The organism is Prevotella sp. P4-119, assembly GCF_002251345.1.
Lineage (GTDB): Bacteria > Bacteroidota > Bacteroidia > Bacteroidales > Bacteroidaceae > Prevotella.
In genome coordinates, this window is record NZ_NPJB01000007.1 from 33423 (window position 1) to 51024 (window position 17602).

Annotated in this window: 20 protein-coding genes; 11 read left to right on the forward strand and 9 right to left on the reverse strand. The window is 44.3% G+C overall.

The window, feature by feature from the left end; all coding sequences use genetic code 11:
- Window positions 1–81: 81 nt before the first annotated feature.
- Both CIK89_RS00890 and CIK89_RS00895 read right to left on the reverse strand, forming a co-directional pair.
- Window positions 82–1281 (reverse strand): WG repeat-containing protein, encoded by a 1200-nt coding sequence (locus tag CIK89_RS00890; RefSeq protein WP_094389553.1) that lies wholly within the window; start codon window positions 1279–1281, stop codon window positions 82–84.
- Window positions 1282–1314: 33 nt separating this feature from the next.
- Window positions 1315–1635, reverse strand: a complete 321-nt coding sequence (locus tag CIK89_RS00895; protein WP_094389554.1) for a hypothetical protein — start codon at window positions 1633–1635, stop codon at window positions 1315–1317.
- Window positions 1636–1716: 81 nt separating this feature from the next.
- On the opposite strand from CIK89_RS00895, the gene CIK89_RS00900 reads away from it, so the two are divergent.
- Window positions 1717–3348, forward strand: a complete 1632-nt coding sequence (locus CIK89_RS00900; protein WP_158214949.1) for a tetratricopeptide repeat protein — start codon at window positions 1717–1719, stop codon at window positions 3346–3348.
- A 197-nt stretch (window positions 3349–3545) separates the two neighbouring features.
- The gene (locus tag CIK89_RS00905) at window positions 3546–3932 is read left to right on the forward strand and encodes a hypothetical protein (protein WP_144007316.1); all 387 of its coding nucleotides are present in this window, start codon (window positions 3546–3548) and stop codon (window positions 3930–3932) included.
- 14 nt (window positions 3933–3946) lie between these two features.
- Here the strand turns inward: CIK89_RS00905 and CIK89_RS00910 are convergent, their stop codons facing one another.
- From CIK89_RS00910 to CIK89_RS00930, 5 genes are all read right to left on the reverse strand, one after another.
- A complete protein-coding gene (locus tag CIK89_RS00910; protein WP_144007317.1) occupies window positions 3947–4414 on the reverse strand; it encodes a hypothetical protein in 468 nt (155 codons plus the stop codon).
- Window positions 4415–4440: 26 nt separating this feature from the next.
- The gene (locus CIK89_RS00915) at window positions 4441–4632 is read right to left on the reverse strand and encodes a hypothetical protein (protein WP_092069963.1); all 192 of its coding nucleotides are present in this window, start codon (window positions 4630–4632) and stop codon (window positions 4441–4443) included.
- A gap of 13 nt (window positions 4633–4645) precedes the next feature.
- Window positions 4646–5191 (reverse strand): 2'-5' RNA ligase family protein, encoded by a 546-nt coding sequence (locus CIK89_RS00920; RefSeq protein WP_094389559.1) that lies wholly within the window; start codon window positions 5189–5191, stop codon window positions 4646–4648.
- A 125-nt stretch (window positions 5192–5316) separates the two neighbouring features.
- Window positions 5317–6063, reverse strand: coding sequence for a hypothetical protein (locus CIK89_RS00925; protein WP_094389560.1), 747 nt, complete (start codon window positions 6061–6063; stop codon window positions 5317–5319).
- A 121-nt stretch (window positions 6064–6184) separates the two neighbouring features.
- Window positions 6185–6625 carry a SprT-like domain-containing protein gene (locus CIK89_RS00930; protein WP_094389561.1) on the reverse strand — a complete coding sequence of 147 codons (441 nt, stop codon included), beginning with the start codon at window positions 6623–6625 and terminating at the stop codon, window positions 6185–6187.
- 136 nt (window positions 6626–6761) lie between these two features.
- Between CIK89_RS00930 and CIK89_RS13745 the strand changes: the two genes are divergently transcribed.
- Genes CIK89_RS13745 through CIK89_RS13275 form a run of 4 tightly spaced genes read left to right on the forward strand, consistent with a single transcriptional unit; the run spans window position 6762 to window position 9904 of the window.
- Window positions 6762–7481, forward strand: a complete 720-nt coding sequence (locus CIK89_RS13745) for a DNA repair exonuclease (RefSeq protein WP_254046579.1) — start codon at window positions 6762–6764, stop codon at window positions 7479–7481.
- On the forward strand, window positions 7421–7927 hold the full coding sequence (locus tag CIK89_RS13750) for an exonuclease SbcCD subunit D C-terminal domain-containing protein (RefSeq protein ID WP_254046580.1): 507 nt from the start codon (window positions 7421–7423) through the stop codon (window positions 7925–7927). The genes CIK89_RS13745 and CIK89_RS13750 overlap by 61 nt, the downstream gene beginning before the upstream one ends.
- 19 nt (window positions 7928–7946) lie before the next feature.
- Complete coding sequence (locus tag CIK89_RS00940) at window positions 7947–9707, forward strand: AAA family ATPase (protein ID WP_094389562.1); 1761 nt, start codon at window positions 7947–7949, stop codon at window positions 9705–9707.
- 14 nt (window positions 9708–9721) lie between these two features.
- Window positions 9722–9904 (forward strand): hypothetical protein, encoded by a 183-nt coding sequence (locus CIK89_RS13275; protein ID WP_144007319.1) that lies wholly within the window; start codon window positions 9722–9724, stop codon window positions 9902–9904.
- Here the strand turns inward: CIK89_RS13275 and CIK89_RS00945 are convergent.
- Window positions 9861–10460, reverse strand: coding sequence for a hypothetical protein (locus CIK89_RS00945; protein WP_094389563.1), 600 nt, complete (start codon window positions 10458–10460; stop codon window positions 9861–9863). The two genes, CIK89_RS13275 and CIK89_RS00945, sit on opposite strands and share 44 nt — an antisense overlap.
- Window positions 10461–10654: 194 nt before the next feature.
- Between CIK89_RS00945 and CIK89_RS00950 the strand changes: the two genes are divergently transcribed.
- The 5 genes from CIK89_RS00950 (at window position 10655) to CIK89_RS00970 (ending at window position 16511) form a co-directional block, all read left to right on the forward strand.
- Window positions 10655–12418 carry a DNA topoisomerase 3 gene (locus CIK89_RS00950; protein WP_094389564.1) on the forward strand — a complete coding sequence of 588 codons (1764 nt, stop codon included), beginning with the start codon at window positions 10655–10657 and terminating at the stop codon, window positions 12416–12418.
- 396 nt (window positions 12419–12814) lie between these two features.
- Window positions 12815–13219, forward strand: coding sequence for a helix-turn-helix domain-containing protein (locus CIK89_RS00955; RefSeq protein ID WP_094389565.1), 405 nt, complete (start codon window positions 12815–12817; stop codon window positions 13217–13219).
- A gap of 508 nt (window positions 13220–13727) precedes the next feature.
- The gene (locus tag CIK89_RS00960; protein ID WP_094389566.1) at window positions 13728–14309 is read left to right on the forward strand and encodes a DUF4099 domain-containing protein; all 582 of its coding nucleotides are present in this window, start codon (window positions 13728–13730) and stop codon (window positions 14307–14309) included.
- Window position 14310: 1 nt separating this feature from the next.
- Complete coding sequence (locus tag CIK89_RS00965; RefSeq protein WP_158214950.1) at window positions 14311–15507, forward strand: toprim domain-containing protein; 1197 nt, start codon at window positions 14311–14313, stop codon at window positions 15505–15507.
- Between the two features lie 20 nt (window positions 15508–15527).
- Complete coding sequence (locus CIK89_RS00970; RefSeq protein WP_094389568.1) at window positions 15528–16511, forward strand: leucine-rich repeat domain-containing protein; 984 nt, start codon at window positions 15528–15530, stop codon at window positions 16509–16511.
- An 11-nt stretch (window positions 16512–16522) separates the two neighbouring features.
- Here CIK89_RS00970 and CIK89_RS00975 read toward each other — a convergent pair whose 3' ends face one another.
- Window positions 16523–17272, reverse strand: coding sequence for a replication initiation protein (locus tag CIK89_RS00975; RefSeq protein ID WP_094389569.1), 750 nt, complete (start codon window positions 17270–17272; stop codon window positions 16523–16525).
- Window positions 17273–17602 lie beyond the last annotated feature (330 nt).

A 17602-nucleotide genomic window follows, 5' to 3' on the forward strand; every position in this document is an offset into this window, starting at 1 on the left:
ACCAATTGTCTGGCAGTTCCTTTCCACAACACATACACGGTATAAACATAAGCAAAGTATTTAAGTGAGAATTCAAATCATCTATTTTACTCTTTGAGTATTGCGTGCTCTATTGAGAGCTTCTTTTATGAAATCAGAGAGTTCCCCGAAGCCGGTCTCGGTTGCGTCGAATGGATTGTCAAAATCATCGCCATATGGCTCAGGCTGCAACACGACTTGAAGATGATTATCCTCATCGAGTTCCACATATAGTGCCTCTGCATGTATATTTTGATAGTTGACACGATGCCAGCCATTCGAGGAAAGGTTAACCACACCTATTCCATATTTCTTCAGTAGTGCAGGAAGGGGAGAACCGCCATTTTCATATTGTCTGCATCGTTCTATTGCCTGAGCTAATTTCTGATTCTCCTTTTCGGGGTCAAGGATTCCCTGAAGGACGGACAAAAGTTCTGATATTTTTACAGATGTACTATCAAGTTGATCACCTTCACAAATGATTGTGTCGGGGTCATCTACATCATAGATGTCGCAGTGGGGAAGATACATGTGCATCCCAACCTCTTGCATGTATATTCTTCCTAATTTGCCAGTTCCTTCATCGAAAATTGAGTCATAATGATAGTCTGGACGGAGATCCTTAGGAATCTCAACGACCGGCCCATTCTCTTCATAATCATCTGGACGCGGCAACAAACAGTCGACCATTCGAGTGTCGTGGCCGTATTGTTCTGCCACTTTTCCCAGCGATTTTAATTCTTTACTAAACTGGCCAACATTAATTGCCTTTATTTCCTCTGACGTAATAAAGGCTGCGACACCGCTGATTCCTTGTAAGTCAGAATGACCTCGAATAACATGATGGAAGAATGCCACCCATTCCTCGCTGGTCTGAGGAGGTGTTGTCAGTTTGCTGTACTCCTTTTCAGCCAGTTCGTACCCATCAGAAAAACTCATTTCTGATAGTTCTTCCATATCATCTATTATATTACCTGACTTATCAATGAGAAAATCGTCGAAGTTTTCATCAAACACACGAGCTATGCCGTTATCAAATTCCCATGCATCGGCCCACTTACAAGGTATAACGACCTTTCCTATTTTGTCGATGTAACCATAATTCATCTCATCATCAGCTACCAGTGCCAAACCCTCTGAGAATTCTCCAACGTCTCTCCATTTGCAAGGAATAACAACATTCCCTGCTTCATCTGCGAATCCAAATTTCCCTATATTTTCATCCAATATAGAATGGAGCTTTAAATCTTCGTTGTTATTCATTGTCGTAATTTTATGTTATAAATAGATTCTTTATTACCTTATGTCATCATCCTTTTTCTTCTTCACTTCCATTCTTTCTACCATTTTCTTCAAACGAGCTGCTGTAGCAACGTCAGGGTTCCTATGAGGAGCGCGGTCTAGTACAAAGCCGAAATCTGGTTTGTTGTCTAATGTAACATCATCCTCTACTTTCGGAATTCTTCTTTTTCGAGGTGATTCAGGCTTGTCATCTCTACAAGCTCTTATACCACGAGCGACTCCAATATCTGCCCTTTCTCCATGAGAAACCCTTAAAGGGATGGAATCGTCGAGTTCGCTATCTTTTTTCGGTTTTGTAGTTTCCTTTTTGGCCATATCTCACAATTTTCTGCAAAAATACAAAAAATTCCTCAGAATATGAGATTTTTTAGTTATTTTTGCAGGAAAAATGAAGTTATGGCTGAATTAGAATGGTATGATAAGGCTTTGGAGTGCATGGAAAAAGAAAACTATGCACAAGCAAAAGAGTATCTGGAGAAAGCTCTTGAAGAAGGAGAAATAGAGGCTTATTGCGATTTGGGAAACCTCTATTTTGAAGGAAACGGAGTAGAAAAGAACTATAAGCGTGCCTTTGACTATTATCAAAAAGGAGCTAAAGCTGGAGAACCTTATTGCATGGACAATTTGGGTATGTGCTATTTCTGGGGACACGGCGTAGATACAGATATCCAGAAGTCTGCTTTTTATACTGAAAAGGCCGCTAAAGCTGGTATTGAAAGGGCCATGTACGATACCGGTCTGAACTATGAACGAGGCTATGGCGTAAGCCAGAACATCGAGAAAGCATTATACTGGTTAGAGAAGGCTGCCGAAGAGGAATATCCTACTGCTTTTGTGGAACTTGGCGATTTGTATTTCGTAGGTGAGTATGTTGAGAAAGATTTGGAAAAGTCATTCCAATATTACAAAAAAGGTGCCGAGTTAGGTGACCACACATCGAAGTTGCTGCTTTCCACGTTCTATGAAGAAGGTCTTGTTGTTGAGAAAGACCTCGAGAAAGCAAAAGCTTTAGACCAAGAAGCATACGATTTCTATTATGAAAAGGCCGTTACTGAAGATAACAGCGAAGCACAATTCAGACTGGGCAATTTTTATTTCTCAGGAATGCCATTGATCGGTATTAACAAAGACTATACGCAAGCAGCAGAATGGTATGAGAAATCAGCAAAGAACGGATTTGACCATGCTCAGAACAACATTGGTAATCTGTATGCTTTTGGCATTGGCGTCGGTCAGAACTATGAAAAGGCTTTTTACTGGTATTCTCAGGCAGCTGAAAGGATGCATTTGGAGGCAATGGGCAATGTGGCCAATTATTACTATTTGGGACGAGGTGTAAAACAAGACTATGATAAAGCGGTTGCATATCATACCAAAGCTGCAAATCTAGGTTATCCCAACAGTCAGGAAGTGCTTGGCGAGATGTATATGAAAGGGGATGGCGTCGAGCAGAACTACACGAAAGCCGCCTCTTGGCTGAAAAAGAGTTGTGAGAATGGTGAGAGATCGGCATACGGACCATTGGGCGACTGTTACAGGAAGGGACTTGGCCTGGATAAGGATGTGAAGAAAGCATTTGAACTCTATCGAAAAGGATCAGACATGGGAGATCTTCAGTCGAAAGTGTCTATGGCAGAAAGTCTGATTGAAGGTTGGGGGACAGCTATCGACTATGGTAAAGCGCATCAGATTCTGGTATCTGTATGTAGTGACGAAGAGAGTTTCAGAGAGAATCTGGTAACAATGGTCATACGTGAGGACGAGAATGGCCACATGTTCCTGAGGAATCCCTTGGACGAAGAAGATCTACCTCTTTACGCCAAAGCATATTATCTGTTGGCAACATTGTACTATTCCGGAAGCGGCACTGACAAAAATACAGGAGAGGCCATAAGATTGCTTCGTATGGCCGACAGATTAGGTTATACCAATGAGGAGAAACCTGAAGAAACTGCAGAGAAATTCCTCGGTAAGGTTATTCAGGAATCGGAGAAAGAAGATATAGTGACACCGTTGATTGCTACGTAGAAGTAAGAGAGGACAGTCATAAGGGGGAGCGATACCAGGTCGTTTTGCATCATGCTGATGGCGAAGAAAGTGTTGTCAGATTCCAAGGCAGGAATAAGTTCTTATACCTGCTGGCACTGTTGGTAGGACACGAAGGGAAGTCGGTAAATGGACTGACGACGAAGCATTTTAGTTATATGCGCGATGACCTGTCGGATATGGCAAGTGATGTCAGAGTGGACACTAAATCGTACGAGGAATGGATTGACGAATTCATCTATGCAGAAGATGAAAATGCGCAAAGCATGCGTAGAGTAGAGCAATTCCAAACACTCGGTTATTGCTCATATAACCCCTATAGATATTCCAACGCCTTTAGTGGAGCAAACAGGGCCATTAAGGCCTGCTGTTTGACCAATGAAGAGTTTGAAACTTTTAAGCTAAGAAGTACTGGAGGAAGGTCTGCAGTTACAACAATATCACTTGATTCATCGCAGATTGAGCTGCCCAACTCGCTTCAGGTATATCTGGACTGCCTCCCGGCCCAGAAAGAAATCGCTAACTACAGGCCAAAAGCATCTGTGTGGTTACCTGTCAAAGAATAGGCTTTTGTTAGGAATTATCCTCTCTGGGCTCTCCTAAGATTCCATATATCCTTCATGGTAAGGCTTCCACGCTCTTTCCCAAGCAAGCACAATACAAATCCGGGCCATCGTTGAAATAATCTGCTGGGGTGTTCTAAGTTTGCTTCTTGAACCTTCTTCATAAAATCATCATAGATTTCATTAATCATCAGAAGATTATTCCCAGCGAACAGGTCGACAGGTTTCCAATCAGGATTATTTGACAGACAATCAAACATACGCCACGAGATGTCCTTAAATACAGGAATGATATCATTGATGTGGCTTGGATCGATACGTTCATCTCCTTGACAATAGTTAGCATGGTATATCTTCCCATCCCTATCAATAATATAGATGGCACCCATTTCTCCCATTGCCCCCTCATAGGCAAAGGAAAAAGCCACAATATCGAGAGACTGATACTCCCTATAATTTGATCCTGTTATTTCAATGATATTCACCTGTATTGTTACCGAGTTATCACCTCTTATAGGAGAGTTGTGAGGATGTTTCCATTACCAATGACATGGTAGTTGGAGTCGAGAGTCTGGTTGCGCCCTGGCTCATAATAGCCAAGGACGTGGTTGTTACTATCACGCAGGCACTGGCGTCCACTGAATTCTACGTCGATGTAACCAATGACATGCTGGTTACGGTCTCTTAAAGTTTGTCTTGACATAATTCTGAAGTTTTTAATATTTGAGTTTCCAAGTTTTAATTATATCACCCTTGAAATAACGATGTTCCACCTCATTGAGAACACATCTGAACACAGGTTGTTCTATTCTATGAAGGACTGATTGCAGTTGTTCCAGCGAAACCTTGTCGGCTGGAACCCGGCTCAACGTTACGTGGGGCTTAAATGGACGTTTGTCGTAGTTCGCATTCATACTATCAGCCAGCGTTCTGGCATCCTCTGCAAGAGTAAGAATCTGTGACGGAACCTGAGAAGATGTTAAGTAAATGATATGGCTGGCACCGTCACCTGTAGTGAAGGCATCCAGTTTATCGATAGTTATTGGAAAAGAGTAGAACACAGACATGCACTGTTCAAATTCTTGGTTTAGATCCTCTATCCAGTTGTCATCGTCGAGGAACAATAGGGTCATGTGGTAATGGAACATTTGCCATCTGACAGGAATTCCTGCAGCCTTGATCTTTGACCGCATCTCTTTGGCCCATTCATTCCAACCCTCATCTTTTCTTACAGGAATCTTAATCTCAAAAAAGTTTGCCATATACTAACATTTATTGTTTGATGGTGCAAAGGTACGAAAAGCTTTTTGAATTGACCATCTATTTATACCTATAACAAACACCCCCAGCCCAAACCTCATCTGGCCTGGGCTGGGAAAGCGTAGTATCAAGGCAGACGAGTTGCGAATACTGGCACATCGATGAAGTTCTCGTCGGTCTCATACTGCTCGACAGTAACGAACTCACCCTTATCCTCAGTGACATAGCCTCTCTTATCTCCCTTGACGAAGACAATGTCTGCCTCGGCATCCATTTCCAGGTCATCATACTCAGGGAGTACGCACTGATAGGTATCGATATCAATGACACCACACTTGTCACCACTCTCAATAGACATGATACCGTTGACAGCCTCACTTACACCTGTCAGAATGTTGGGGCAGATAATCTCACCATTGCCTGCTATGATACCGAAACGTTCCTTCTCCCCGTCCCAACGAGCCACGAAAAGCGTACAGAAAGGGAGGGACTGAATGAAGTCGAACTTAAAATCGCAGAGCTGCAACCCAGAACCATCACCCTTGACAATGCCACACTTACCATCCTTGATGGCAATTACAGGCGAATGAGGGGCGAAGGTATAGCTATGGAATTCATTGAACCCGTCATAAAGCGCAGGGGCAATCACCTCACCAGAAACAGTCTTCAGCCCCTTCTTCCCTGTTGCAGAGTCAGTGAACTCGACGTTGAACCAGTCGTAGTTGTTTTCCAACTCATACAGTCGCTCAGATGCTGCTTTCACCTCTTCGTCAGACCATGAAGGGTCAAGACCGTTCAGCTTCTGCTGCAGTTCATCATACTCTCTTACAATCTCGGCTGTTGCCTTGGGCAACTTCTTCTCTACTTTTTGCATACACATTATATTTAATACTGTTACTACTATTTGTTTCGTGGTGCAAAATTACGAATTATAATTGGGATAGGCTTTTTATTTATACGTATAACACACAGTGCTCTCTTTAACGTCACAATGATTAGTGTGGAGCATTGGGCGCTAATGGGATGGACGAAGCATCGTAGGTCACAGTGATGTTCAGCCCATATTGCTCGTTCAACTTCTGAGCCATCGCCATAAACTCAGGGCCATGGTCAGAACTCTTAAAACCAAATAAACGAAGGAAATGGCTAAAGGCAGAACATTCACTGGGATCATTAAGATACAGATAGTAGTGAATCATCTCATGAACCATGATGTTCCTGAATGTCTCTTCATCGAAATCGAAGTAGTCGGACATAAGAATCGCCATGTGACGCTTTTTGACCGGCTTGTTCTTTTCTCCCCATTGATATGCGAACTTCCCCAGGGTACGATAGGAATGCATGAGACCGAACTTGGGCGTTCGCAACTGGTGGTCAAAATACAGGCGGTTGCACTCCCAGAACATGTGAGGCATCGTGTTGTAATCTGCTATCATTATCAATCAATATTTAGTAAGACGCTGCAAAATTAGCGATTAAATTGCAATCACATTGTAAGTTTATAGGTATAGGTACTATTTCTTCTCAAAGTTTTTTCGTATATTTGCACCATAATTGCAAACTCATCAGTATATGAAGATATTACATACTAGCGACTGGCATCTTGGTCATACGTTATACAACTATGATAGGGCGGAAGAGCAACAGGCTATGCTTGAACAGATGGTTAGCATCGTAGAAGAGCAGGAGCCTGATGTGTTCCTATTGTGTGGAGATGTTTATCATACGCCACAGCCATCGGCTGCAGTACAAACCATGCTGTCTGACGGACTCGTAAGAATTCATGAGGCAAACCCTCAGATGACGATAGTGATGACTGCTGGCAACCACGATAGCGGTACAAAGCACGAGATATTCCAGACTCCCTGGAAAGCGCTGAAAGTGTATGCCATCGGTCAACTGGAAAAGGAAGACCTGGATGAGCATATCATCGAAGTGTCTGGAAAAGGGTGGATTGTTGCTGTTCCATATGCCAATGAACGAAACATCCCTGAAGGTTTCTTCCAACAGTTGCTGGATAGAGTAGCAGAAAAGAATACCGAGAATCTTCCTGTGGTGATGACAGCCCATACGACTGTGAAAGGCTGTGACTTTACGGGACATGACCATGCAACGGAATATACGGTAGGCGGTATCGACTCACTGGAACTTGAAGAAATGGGAGAGGGTTACGACTATCTGGCTCTCGGACACATTCACCATGAGCAGTTCGTACATAGTGGGAGCACAACGTGCGATACAGCGGCACCCCGCTGCCTGTCAGCTTCGACGAGAATTTCACTCACTCAGTGAGTATCGTGGAGATAGGCCAGCATGGAGAGACACCAGCGGTCAAGGAGATTGAGATTCAGAACCCGCATCCTCTGGTGACGCTGCCGACTGACGGACTGGCTACGTGGGAAGAGGCAAAGGAACTATTGAGTAAATTCCCTGACGATATTCCTGCCTATATACGTCTGAACGTGGAGATTGAGGATTTCCTGCCTGTAGAAGCCAACGCTGAAGCCGCAAGCCTAGCGGAGGGGAAACAATGTCGGTTCTGCTGTATCAATGCCAAGAGAAAGGCTGTCAGACAAGACGATGTACAGGTATTGACCGTACAAGAGTTCCAGGAGGAGAAACCCATCGAGATTGCCAGACGTTATGCAGAATACGAGGGCATCAGTTTCGATGAGGAGATGCAGACTATGTTTAATGAGGTCATGGATATGGTGGCCGAAGAATCACGTAATGATTAAATGAAGGAGGACCGTCACGATGAAGTTACAAAAACTGATCATACACAATATTGCATCTATTGAGGATGCCGTCATTGACTTCGAGGCACAGCCATTGGCTGGCAGTGAGGTATTCCTGATAACGGGTAAAACAGGTGCGGGTAAATCAACAATTCTGGATGCTATCTGTCTGGCACTCTTTGCCGACACTCCAAGACTGGAGAACACGCAGATGCAAGGAAAAACCAAGGATGTGGATAGTAAACTGGAATTAGACGACACCCGCCAGCTGATGCGCAGAAATACTGGAGAAGCGTATGTTTCTCTGACCTTTACTGGCAGCAATGCCATTCACTATGAAGCACAATGGAAGGTATGGCGCTCCAGGAACAAACCCACGGGTAATCTTCAAGGAAAATCGTGGAGTCTGAAGAATCTCGATACGGGCTACACCATCGATAAAGACGTTCAAATCAGGGCTGAGATGAAGGCTGCCATTGGTCTCGACTTCAACCAGTTCTGCCGTACCACGTTGCTGGCCCAGGGAGAATTTACCAAGTTCCTGAATAGTAAGGATGATGAAAAAGCTGCTATCCTGGAGAAAATAACCGGCGTGGATATCTATGCGAAGGTCGGTAAGAAGGTTTTTGAAGTGACAGGCCAGAAGGAACAATTGTGGAAAGATGCCAAGCAGCAGGTGGAGGGTATTCGAACGCTCTCAGATGGCGAGGTCGCTGCCAAAAAAGAAGAAATTGCAGGCATTGATGCACAGTATAAAGTTCTCAAGGATAGTGTCGATGTGGACAGAGCCAAACTCCAGTGGATAAAAACTGATTGGGACCTAGCAAAGGCCATCGACAAGGCTACCGAAGAGCACAAACAGGCTCAGTCTGTAGTGGACAGTGATGACTTCAAGACAAAGGAGTTGTTGGTCAGGCAATGGAACACCACAATTGATGCCCGCAGCTGGTTGACAGCGAAGAAAGGTGCTGAAAGCAGCAAGGTACAACAGCAGAAGGCTCTGTCAGCATTGGAATCGGATTATGTCGGTGTGCTTAGCGGGTATGCCTTTTCAGAGCAGGAGAAGCAACAGACGGAGGCGGACATCAAGGCCATAACTGCTCTTATTGAGACTGAGAAGGACAAGCACAAGGTTTATGAGAATGGCCAAACTATTGCTGGCTATATGAGCACGATTGCTGATGGCCGGAAGAAGATTGCAGCGAGCCAAACGGCTATCGCTAACGAAAACAAGGCCCTGACGGAAGAACTGAAACCTGCATTTGACAAGGCCCAAGAGATCTTGAAAGAGGCACAAGAGACCTATAGAAAACAAGAGGCAGAGATAAACGAACAGGAAAAAGCTCTTGTTGCACTCAATCTTGGTGGGTTGCGTACACAGCGTGACAAGAACAAAGAACTGATCCAAAACATTGGCATCGCTTTCGACCGTATAGACTTGCTTGACAAAGAAAGGAAACGCAAACAAGAAACTTCAGCGTCTCTTGAAGGAACCCGTGTCGAAACAGAGAAGAAACAGAAAGCCTTGGAGCTGATGGAACCACAGATCCATGATGCCAAGGTGAAGATGGAGGACCGTAAGGAGATGCTTGACAAGCAGAGCGACACCATCAACAAGTTTGCCAAGACATTGCGCCAAAAACTACATATAGGCGACATCTGTCCTGTTTGCCGACAGAAATCAAGAGTGAACTGCCTCATGAAGATGAACTGGCCAAACTTGTTCGTGGCCTCAGTGATGCATTCAATGAAGCAGAGACAGCGTACAAGAAACTGGTAGATGAGAGAAATAGGTTGGAGGCCGAGGTAAAGACAGCGGCTAAGAATTATCAGACCTCCAAAGAGGCTTTTGATAAAGACAAGTCTGTTGAGACTGCCGAACAGAGGGTTGTGGCTGCATGTAAGGCTTGTGGCATTGGTGAGTATGATGATGCTACTCCTGCGGCTCTGAATGAGTTGAAGGGAAAGGCTGAATGAGCAGCCATCGGTAGTTGGCCGACTGTTTGGCATCCAACGGTTTCTGGGCCTTGATGTCGTTACGGCATGTCTCGGCGCTCTGGAGGATGCGGCGGTTGAAGTCAAGGTAATACTGACGCGCCGAACGGAATTCATCGGAGGTCAGCATGGCCTTGCGACTGGCAGAGGTGCCTACCTTCAGTTTTACTACGTCGGCCATCGAGCGCTGCTTGGCAAGTGCCAGACGGGTGATAACCATCCTGAAGCTGTCGGTTACGGCAAAGAACTCCGAGGCGAGTCGGGCATCGTTCTGGAGTGTGGAATCCCGCACCATCAGGGTGAGTGTCGAGTCCTGCAGTTCCTGCCAGATGTTGATGCGGGCCACCAGTTCGTCGATGGTGGCATCCTTCTGGTCCTTGACTGTCGCCAACTCCTGATGACAGGCGGCTATGGCCTCCTGTGCGTGGTCGAACTCGAACTTCTGTTTCTTACTGTTGCAAGCCGTCAGACCTGCAATCATCGCTGCACCTATTAATATAATAAGGTGGCGTTTCCATTGTGGATTTCTCTGTTTCATTTCGCTGTTTGTTTCTTTATCGCTTTCGCGGCGCAAAACTACAACAATCTGCTGGCTCTGGCCTGCTGTTTCAGTTTTCTTGCGTGAATTAACAATTCACGAATGAAATCCAATCTGAATTGTTAAACCAGGAATGATAATTTCGTAAGGCTGATGTTCCATCGGTTTGCAGTTCCTTTGCAGGAAAAAACGATATGATAGTATGTATTTGTGAGAAACCTTCGGTGGCCTTGGAGGTCGCCAAGGTATTGGGAGCGAGAACGAAGAAAGATGGCTATTACGAAGGTAATGGTTATCAGGTAACGTGGACTTTCGGTCACTTGTGTGAACTGAAATCGCCGGATAAGTATTATCCTCAGTGGAAGAAGTGGAGCATGTCCGTGTTGCCGATGATTCCACCTCAGTATGAGGTTGAACTTATCAATAACCCAGGCATTAAGAAACAGTTCAAGGTCATCAAGGATCTGTATAAGAAGGCCGATAACATAGTTAACTGCGGTGATGCCGGTCAGGAGGGTGAACTCATCCAACGGTGGGTGATGCAGCTCGCGGGAGTGAAGTGTCCCGTCAAGAGATTATGGATTTCGTCGCTGACAGAAGAAGCCATTCGTCAGGGATTCCAGAATTTGAAACCTCAGAGCAATTATGACTCGCTCTTCGAGGCAGGACTGGCTCGCGCCGAGGGTGACTGGCTGTTGGGTATGAACTGCACCAGACTTTATACTCTCAGGTATGGTCAGTACAAACAGCTGCTTAGTGTTGGGCGTGTGCAGACTCCGACATTGGCGATGATTGTTGCTCGTGACAATGAGATTGAGCATTTCGTGCCAAAACCTTACTGGACGTTGACTACGAAATACCGCGATACGGTGTTTACCAACAGTTCGTTCAAGACTCAGCAAGCTGCTGAAGAAGCCTTGGCCGTTGCCCGTCGCAGTCCTTTAATTATAAAAGATGTGCTGGAGAAACGCAGCAGTGAACAACCGCCACAGCTCTATGACCTCACGTCGCTTCAGGTCGATTGCAACAAGAAGTTCGGATTCTCTGCCGATACGACGTTGAAGAATCTGCAGAGCCTGTATGAGAAGAAACTGACCAGCTATCCGCGTGTCGATACCCGTTTCCTGACGGATGATATCTATCCCAAGTGTCCTGGCATTATCGCCAATCTGACGGATGTGTGTGCTGGAGCACGACCTTTGGTAGGCCATCAGCCGCCAAAGAGCAAGCGGGTGTTCGACAACAGTAAGGTGACAGATCATCATGCTATCATCCCGACTGGTGACACTCGAAACCTTGGCACCCTCAATGACTTTGAGCATAAAGTCTATGACTTAGTAGTCCGTCGCTTTTGTGCGGGGTTCTATCCGGCTTGCGAATATGCCAATACAACTGTCTTGGCCAATGCTGGTTCTCTTACGTTCAAGGTCACAGGTCGTACCATCCTCTTCGAAGGTTGGCGTGCTGTTTATGGTAAGGAACTTATAGACGATGACAGTCAGAGCAATGGGAAGGTAACCCTCCCGTCATTCAGGATTGGCGAGTCAGGTCAGCACACTCCTTCCATCGAGAAGAAGATGACAGCTGCACCCAAACATTATACTGAGGCCTCGCTCCTTCAGGCAATGGAAACAGCCGGAAAGTTCGTCGAGGACGAGACCTTGAAAGAGGCCATGAAGGAAAACGGCATTGGCCGCCCATCAAGTCGTGCCTCTATCATTGAAACATTGGTGAAGCGTGACTATGTTCGTCGTGATCATCGCAATCTGATTTCGAATCAAGCAGGTCGAAATCTGATAGTACAGATTCATTCGACTCTTTTGAAGAGTCCTGAACTCACTGGCCAGTGGGAACACAAACTGCGCCAGATAGAACGAGGAAGCTATTCGCTTCATGACTTCATGCAAGAGCTGGAGCACCAACTTGTGACTATGATTAGGGAGGTACAATCTACATAATCAGCTCGATTTTGTGGATTAATCTGTGTGCAACAAATGGATTTGCACAGATAACCATAAAAAAACAGTATAATTTTTCGTTTAAATGAAATATTTGTTGTATATTTGCACTCGCAATATGGCATAATTTCGTTTAAAGCGAATATTTGCATGAGCAAAAGCGCATTCTGATGTCCTAAAGAAATCGCCAATTTCCCTAGACATAAGTGTTAGACAGAAAGATGCGCCAGATGGGATTATTGTATCCTCAAGGATTCATTATATCTCATGCGTGGTGCGTCGGATTTTAACACGGGTGTTTGGCGATGCCTAATTAGGAATCTGTATGGCACCACGCTTTTTAACTAAGAACCAGCCTGTGAATGGTGCAACGGGCTATCCTAATATAAAGAAGGTATGAAGGATGGTAAAGTAACAATAGCAGAAATAGGTCCCCGGCTGAAACTCATTCGGCAGGAGTTAGGAATCACGCAGAAACAGTTGGCACAGGATTTGGATATGAACCAGGCGATTCTGTCTAAATTCGAGAATGGCGGTATGGTCTATGCATCAGTGTTGCTTGATGTGCTCTGTTATTTCCGTGACAGGATCAACATCAATTATCTGCTCCAACCAGGCGATGACTACAGCCTGAATGATGAACGTCACCGTTTCTCTAATGACAAAGTCCGGGATATCGTTCTCGACAATCGCCGTCGATTCGCATTGGAGGAACTCCGAAAGATTTCTGGAGAATACAGTCAAAAGTGCGAGGAAATCATCAACAACACTATAGACTTCTGTAAGTCTGAGCCAGAGTAACATGAATGCGTTTATTTCGCTACAGCACCATAATTGTGACGATGTTTAGCGGAATAAACGCTATTCTTTTAGGTGTTCTGCTTACACTCTATTTATCATAATTGTGGTTCTCGGTGAAAGTTGTAAAGCCGAAAATCGACGTCTTAGAAATTGCGCATAATTATTGTTATGATAAATAGAGTTTTTAGGCACCCTCCCATTCGGATCGCTGTCGATATGTCTATATATGGCCAAATGGCGGCAAAGATGCATTGATTTGGCCAGTTATAAGCACTCTTTTCTTTTGTAGTCCTTCTAATAAATCATCTTCAATAGTAGGCTATAATTATCCAACTTTGCTGTTAGAATATTGTAGAATGCAGCTTCCCTATGCCCATGAGCATTTCAATAATCCATATTCTCGAATTGTTAAGAAATGATAATATTACGAGGTTTATTACAGTAACATGAAATTTTTCTGCTATCTTTGCACGCAAATTTGGGAGTTTTTTCATATAAATAAAATTTAATGAGCAAATCTCATTTGGTCACAAACAATCTTCAACCGCAGTTTGAGAAGTTCGGCATCTCAGAGTGCGAGTTTTGGAACCTTTCGTGGAAGGACATGAACCGACTGACGCAAGGCAAAACCATTGACGTGACGCTAAAAGCAGAAAACGGTGAAGGCAAAACTATAGAAAGAGTTGGCCGACTGAGGATGCAGAAGAACCCTGACGGCAGCGTAGAAATGAAGGTTTACTACCGCAACGATGAAGTGAAATCGGATGAATTAAAGCTGTCGAAGAATGACCTGGAAAAGATACAGGAGCAAGGTGTAATCTACACGGAGCTGAACATCGGTGGCAGCAGGAACAGATATTTCGTGCAATTAGATAGAGAGACCAACTGCCTGCTGTATGAGAAAGCAGATCGTATTGGGCAGAATATTCCTGAAGACATTTTTGGAGTGAAGATAGACCGTGAATTACGTGACCAGATACGTGAAGGGAAACAGGTTACAGTGAAAAGCGGTAATAAAGAATATACAATAGGTATTGACCTGCTGTCGGAAGGTGGATTCAATGTCAGTGAAAAGCGAAAAGAGGAATAGTATGATTGATTATAAGGAAGCAAAGAAGAAAGTAAGTATCATCAGCATACTAAGGGACTGGGGCTACAAGTTCGACAAGTCGAAGGGAAAAATCAGTCCAAACTTCGTGCTGCGCGATGAACACGGCAAGGAGATAGACCGCGTGATCATCACCAACCCCAAGAAATCAGAGGAACAGGGGTACTGGAGGCGCGACGGCGGGAAAGGAGACCTGATTACGTTCATCAAGGAGAACCTGAACCAGTTTGGTGTGGTAGGACGCAACGAGACGGACACAGTGACGAAGGTCTTGGCGAAGTTGATGAACATTGAGGAGGAGAAAGAACAAAGAAAGAAGGAGAAGGCATCTGCAGATACCTCAGAGCAAGATTTGTTTGAAGACTACGAATTGGATCAGTGGCTCGATGACAACGGTATTCGTGAGGCAAAGGAGTTTGATCTGGCACAATGGGAACGACTGTCAGGGAAAGAGCATATCGACGATATGATGGGATTCTTCACTGGCCGAGGAATTACACATGAAACGGTCGAGGACTTCGCTGAGTTTATCGAACTGGTGAAGAACAAAGGCCAGATGCCAGACGGTGCCCCCTACCCTACTAATATCGGATTCCCTTACAGAGTGCCCAGGAGTAACTGCATTGCTGGTTACGAACTGAGAGGATTCGGCGGCTTCAAAGGAAAGGCCGAGGGAACGAATAGCCGGAGCGGATTATGGCTTGCAGACTTCTCTGGTGGCAGACCCAGCAGAGTGAGAAAGGTGTTCTTCTTCGAAAGTGCGCTCGATGCGATGGCCTTCTATCAGCAGAAACAGGAAGAGCTGTATCTGGAGCAATGCGTATTTGCATCGACAGGTGGCAGTTTCTCTGACTTGCAAGTGAAGGGAACAATGGATTATTTCGCCAGAGCTACAGCCGTCGACTGCTTTGACAATGATCTGCAGGGACGTTTGTATGGATGTCGGATGATAGCATTGCTCGAAGGACAATGGAAGATGGACGACCTGAAATGCGAGGTGAAGAACGGCATCGTGAACTTCAAGATCGGCAATCGTAATATGCAAATTGCAGCAGTCCTCTTGGATATCGACACCTTCCGGGCCATGACAGGACTTTATAAGAATAAGGTGGAGGAATGGATAGCTCCTGACGGATATAAGGACTGGAACGATGTCCTAATGAAAGAACAAAATAGGTAACAGATAGGTAAAAAGATTGAATGATGAATAGATATAACGAGACTGGCACTATCATCAATTTTAGTGCCAGAACCTATATGAACCATAAGTGCATCTGTACTTATGCAAGCGATGATGAAAAGTTTCACGCCATTATTGATGATTATGGTGTTATGTATAGCCCTGATGGAAAACGGCTGCTCGATACTGTCCGTCAACTGAAACACTACGAGGTTCCAGAGGGCGTGGAGGTCATCTGCGACGGAGCGTTTTGCTTTAGCGGGCTGGAAAGCATCAAGTTACCCGATTCACTGCTGGCCATCGGATGTAATGCCTTTGGCAACACAAGACTGACGGCACTCACCATCCCAAGGAACGTGCGACATATCGCGCCTGTGAATCCTATCGCCACCAATCAATTGTTGCTTGACAAGTTCGAATGTCTGTCACCATACTTCAAAGTGGTTAAAGGTATTCTCTACAGCAAGGATAACGTCATATTCTATGGAGCAGTGACAGAAGACTATCCAGAAGAACTTGAGATTCTTGAAGGTGTAAAGGCTATCGCCAATGGTGCTATGAGTCATCGCGCACATCTTAGATCTGTATCTATACCAGATTCTGTTACCGTTATGGGTGACGGCGCTTTCCATTGCTCTGGGGTGAAGAAAGTGAAGCTGTCACAAAATATCGACCGCATTCCAGCAGAATGTTTTTACGACTGCCGGCTGGAGGTTTTTATCGTTCCTGAAGGAGTTGTAAATGTCGATGATAGTGCGTTGGGGCATAACGATAATCTGATAACCGTCGTCTTCCCAAAGACATTGAAGAATATAGTGTATAACGTGTTTAGTGGTTGTCCGTCACTTACACGTATTTCAGGTCCGAGAAAATCAAATTTCATGAACTTGAAAGATATGCAGAAAGCCGGTCTAAGAAAGGGAGTTCGTAGTACGCGCGAGAACTGTATCATCGATAGCTACGAAAGCAACATGGAAGGTGTTACGATGCACCTACACAATTAGGCAATAAGGCTTCAAACCAGTATCTTGAAGGTGACCTCTCCCCCACCCTCTTCATAGGTGAAGGAAAGGTCACTTTTATTTTCTGCTTTCAGTGCGTCGAGTTCAGATTTGACATCATTGAGAATGTTTTGAATCGTGGGTGCTGGCTGAGCTTTCTTTGAAGATGTACGACTCAACTCCAGGCTATTACCATCTTGATTCATCTGTGCCTCTAATTCCTTTAATGGAATCCTATGTTCAACTTCATTTCTCCAACTGGCAAGCATAAGATAGATCTGCTGGCTGTATCGTGACTTACACGCCAGGAAAGCATCTTTACTCAATTCACAATATCCATACTCCTTTGATATGATATGATGTACCACATCTTTATCCAACTGGATCATGAAGTCCTTACTATCTCCCTCTTCGAAGAACACAGTACCAAGGCGATGATAGCGATGATAAGACTCATTATTGAGCGTGCTTGGAATAATAACAGGAATGAGAGAAAGCGTAGCCAAGCGGGAACGGAACTTAGAATAATCTGCTCTGCGAATACCTAAATCCTTATAGCGGATAGACAGAATAATGTCCTCCTGAATTCCAAACAAATCTATCTGAAGCCCTTCACGAATATAAGGCTGTAATTTATCAATGATAGCGAGCAATACTTTGTTCTGCCAGTAGTCATAACCCTGGCGCATCATAATAACAGTCATAGGGACGATTAGTGACTCTCCCCTACCCTGCTCTTTCTTCGATTCTCGCTTCGTAGGCATCTCTATAACCCTTTATAACTTGCAAATTTACGAAGAAAAATTCAATTGATTGAAAATATCGCCAAAATTTTAAGGTTATTTGTAATAGGAATGGGGTGTTAATGGTCTATTTGAACTCCCCTCCCCTACCCTATTTTACAATCAAAAAGTAATATGTAGTTGTTCATAATTCATGTATTTCGAATCTCATGTATTATTTATTCTTTATTAAAGTATATGTTTTTTTCTTTATTAAAGATATAATTCAAAATTAAGGCCGAATAATATATTCAAAGCAATTCTTTAAAAAAAAAAATTATAAATTGATGATGTTATATATTGCTATATTTC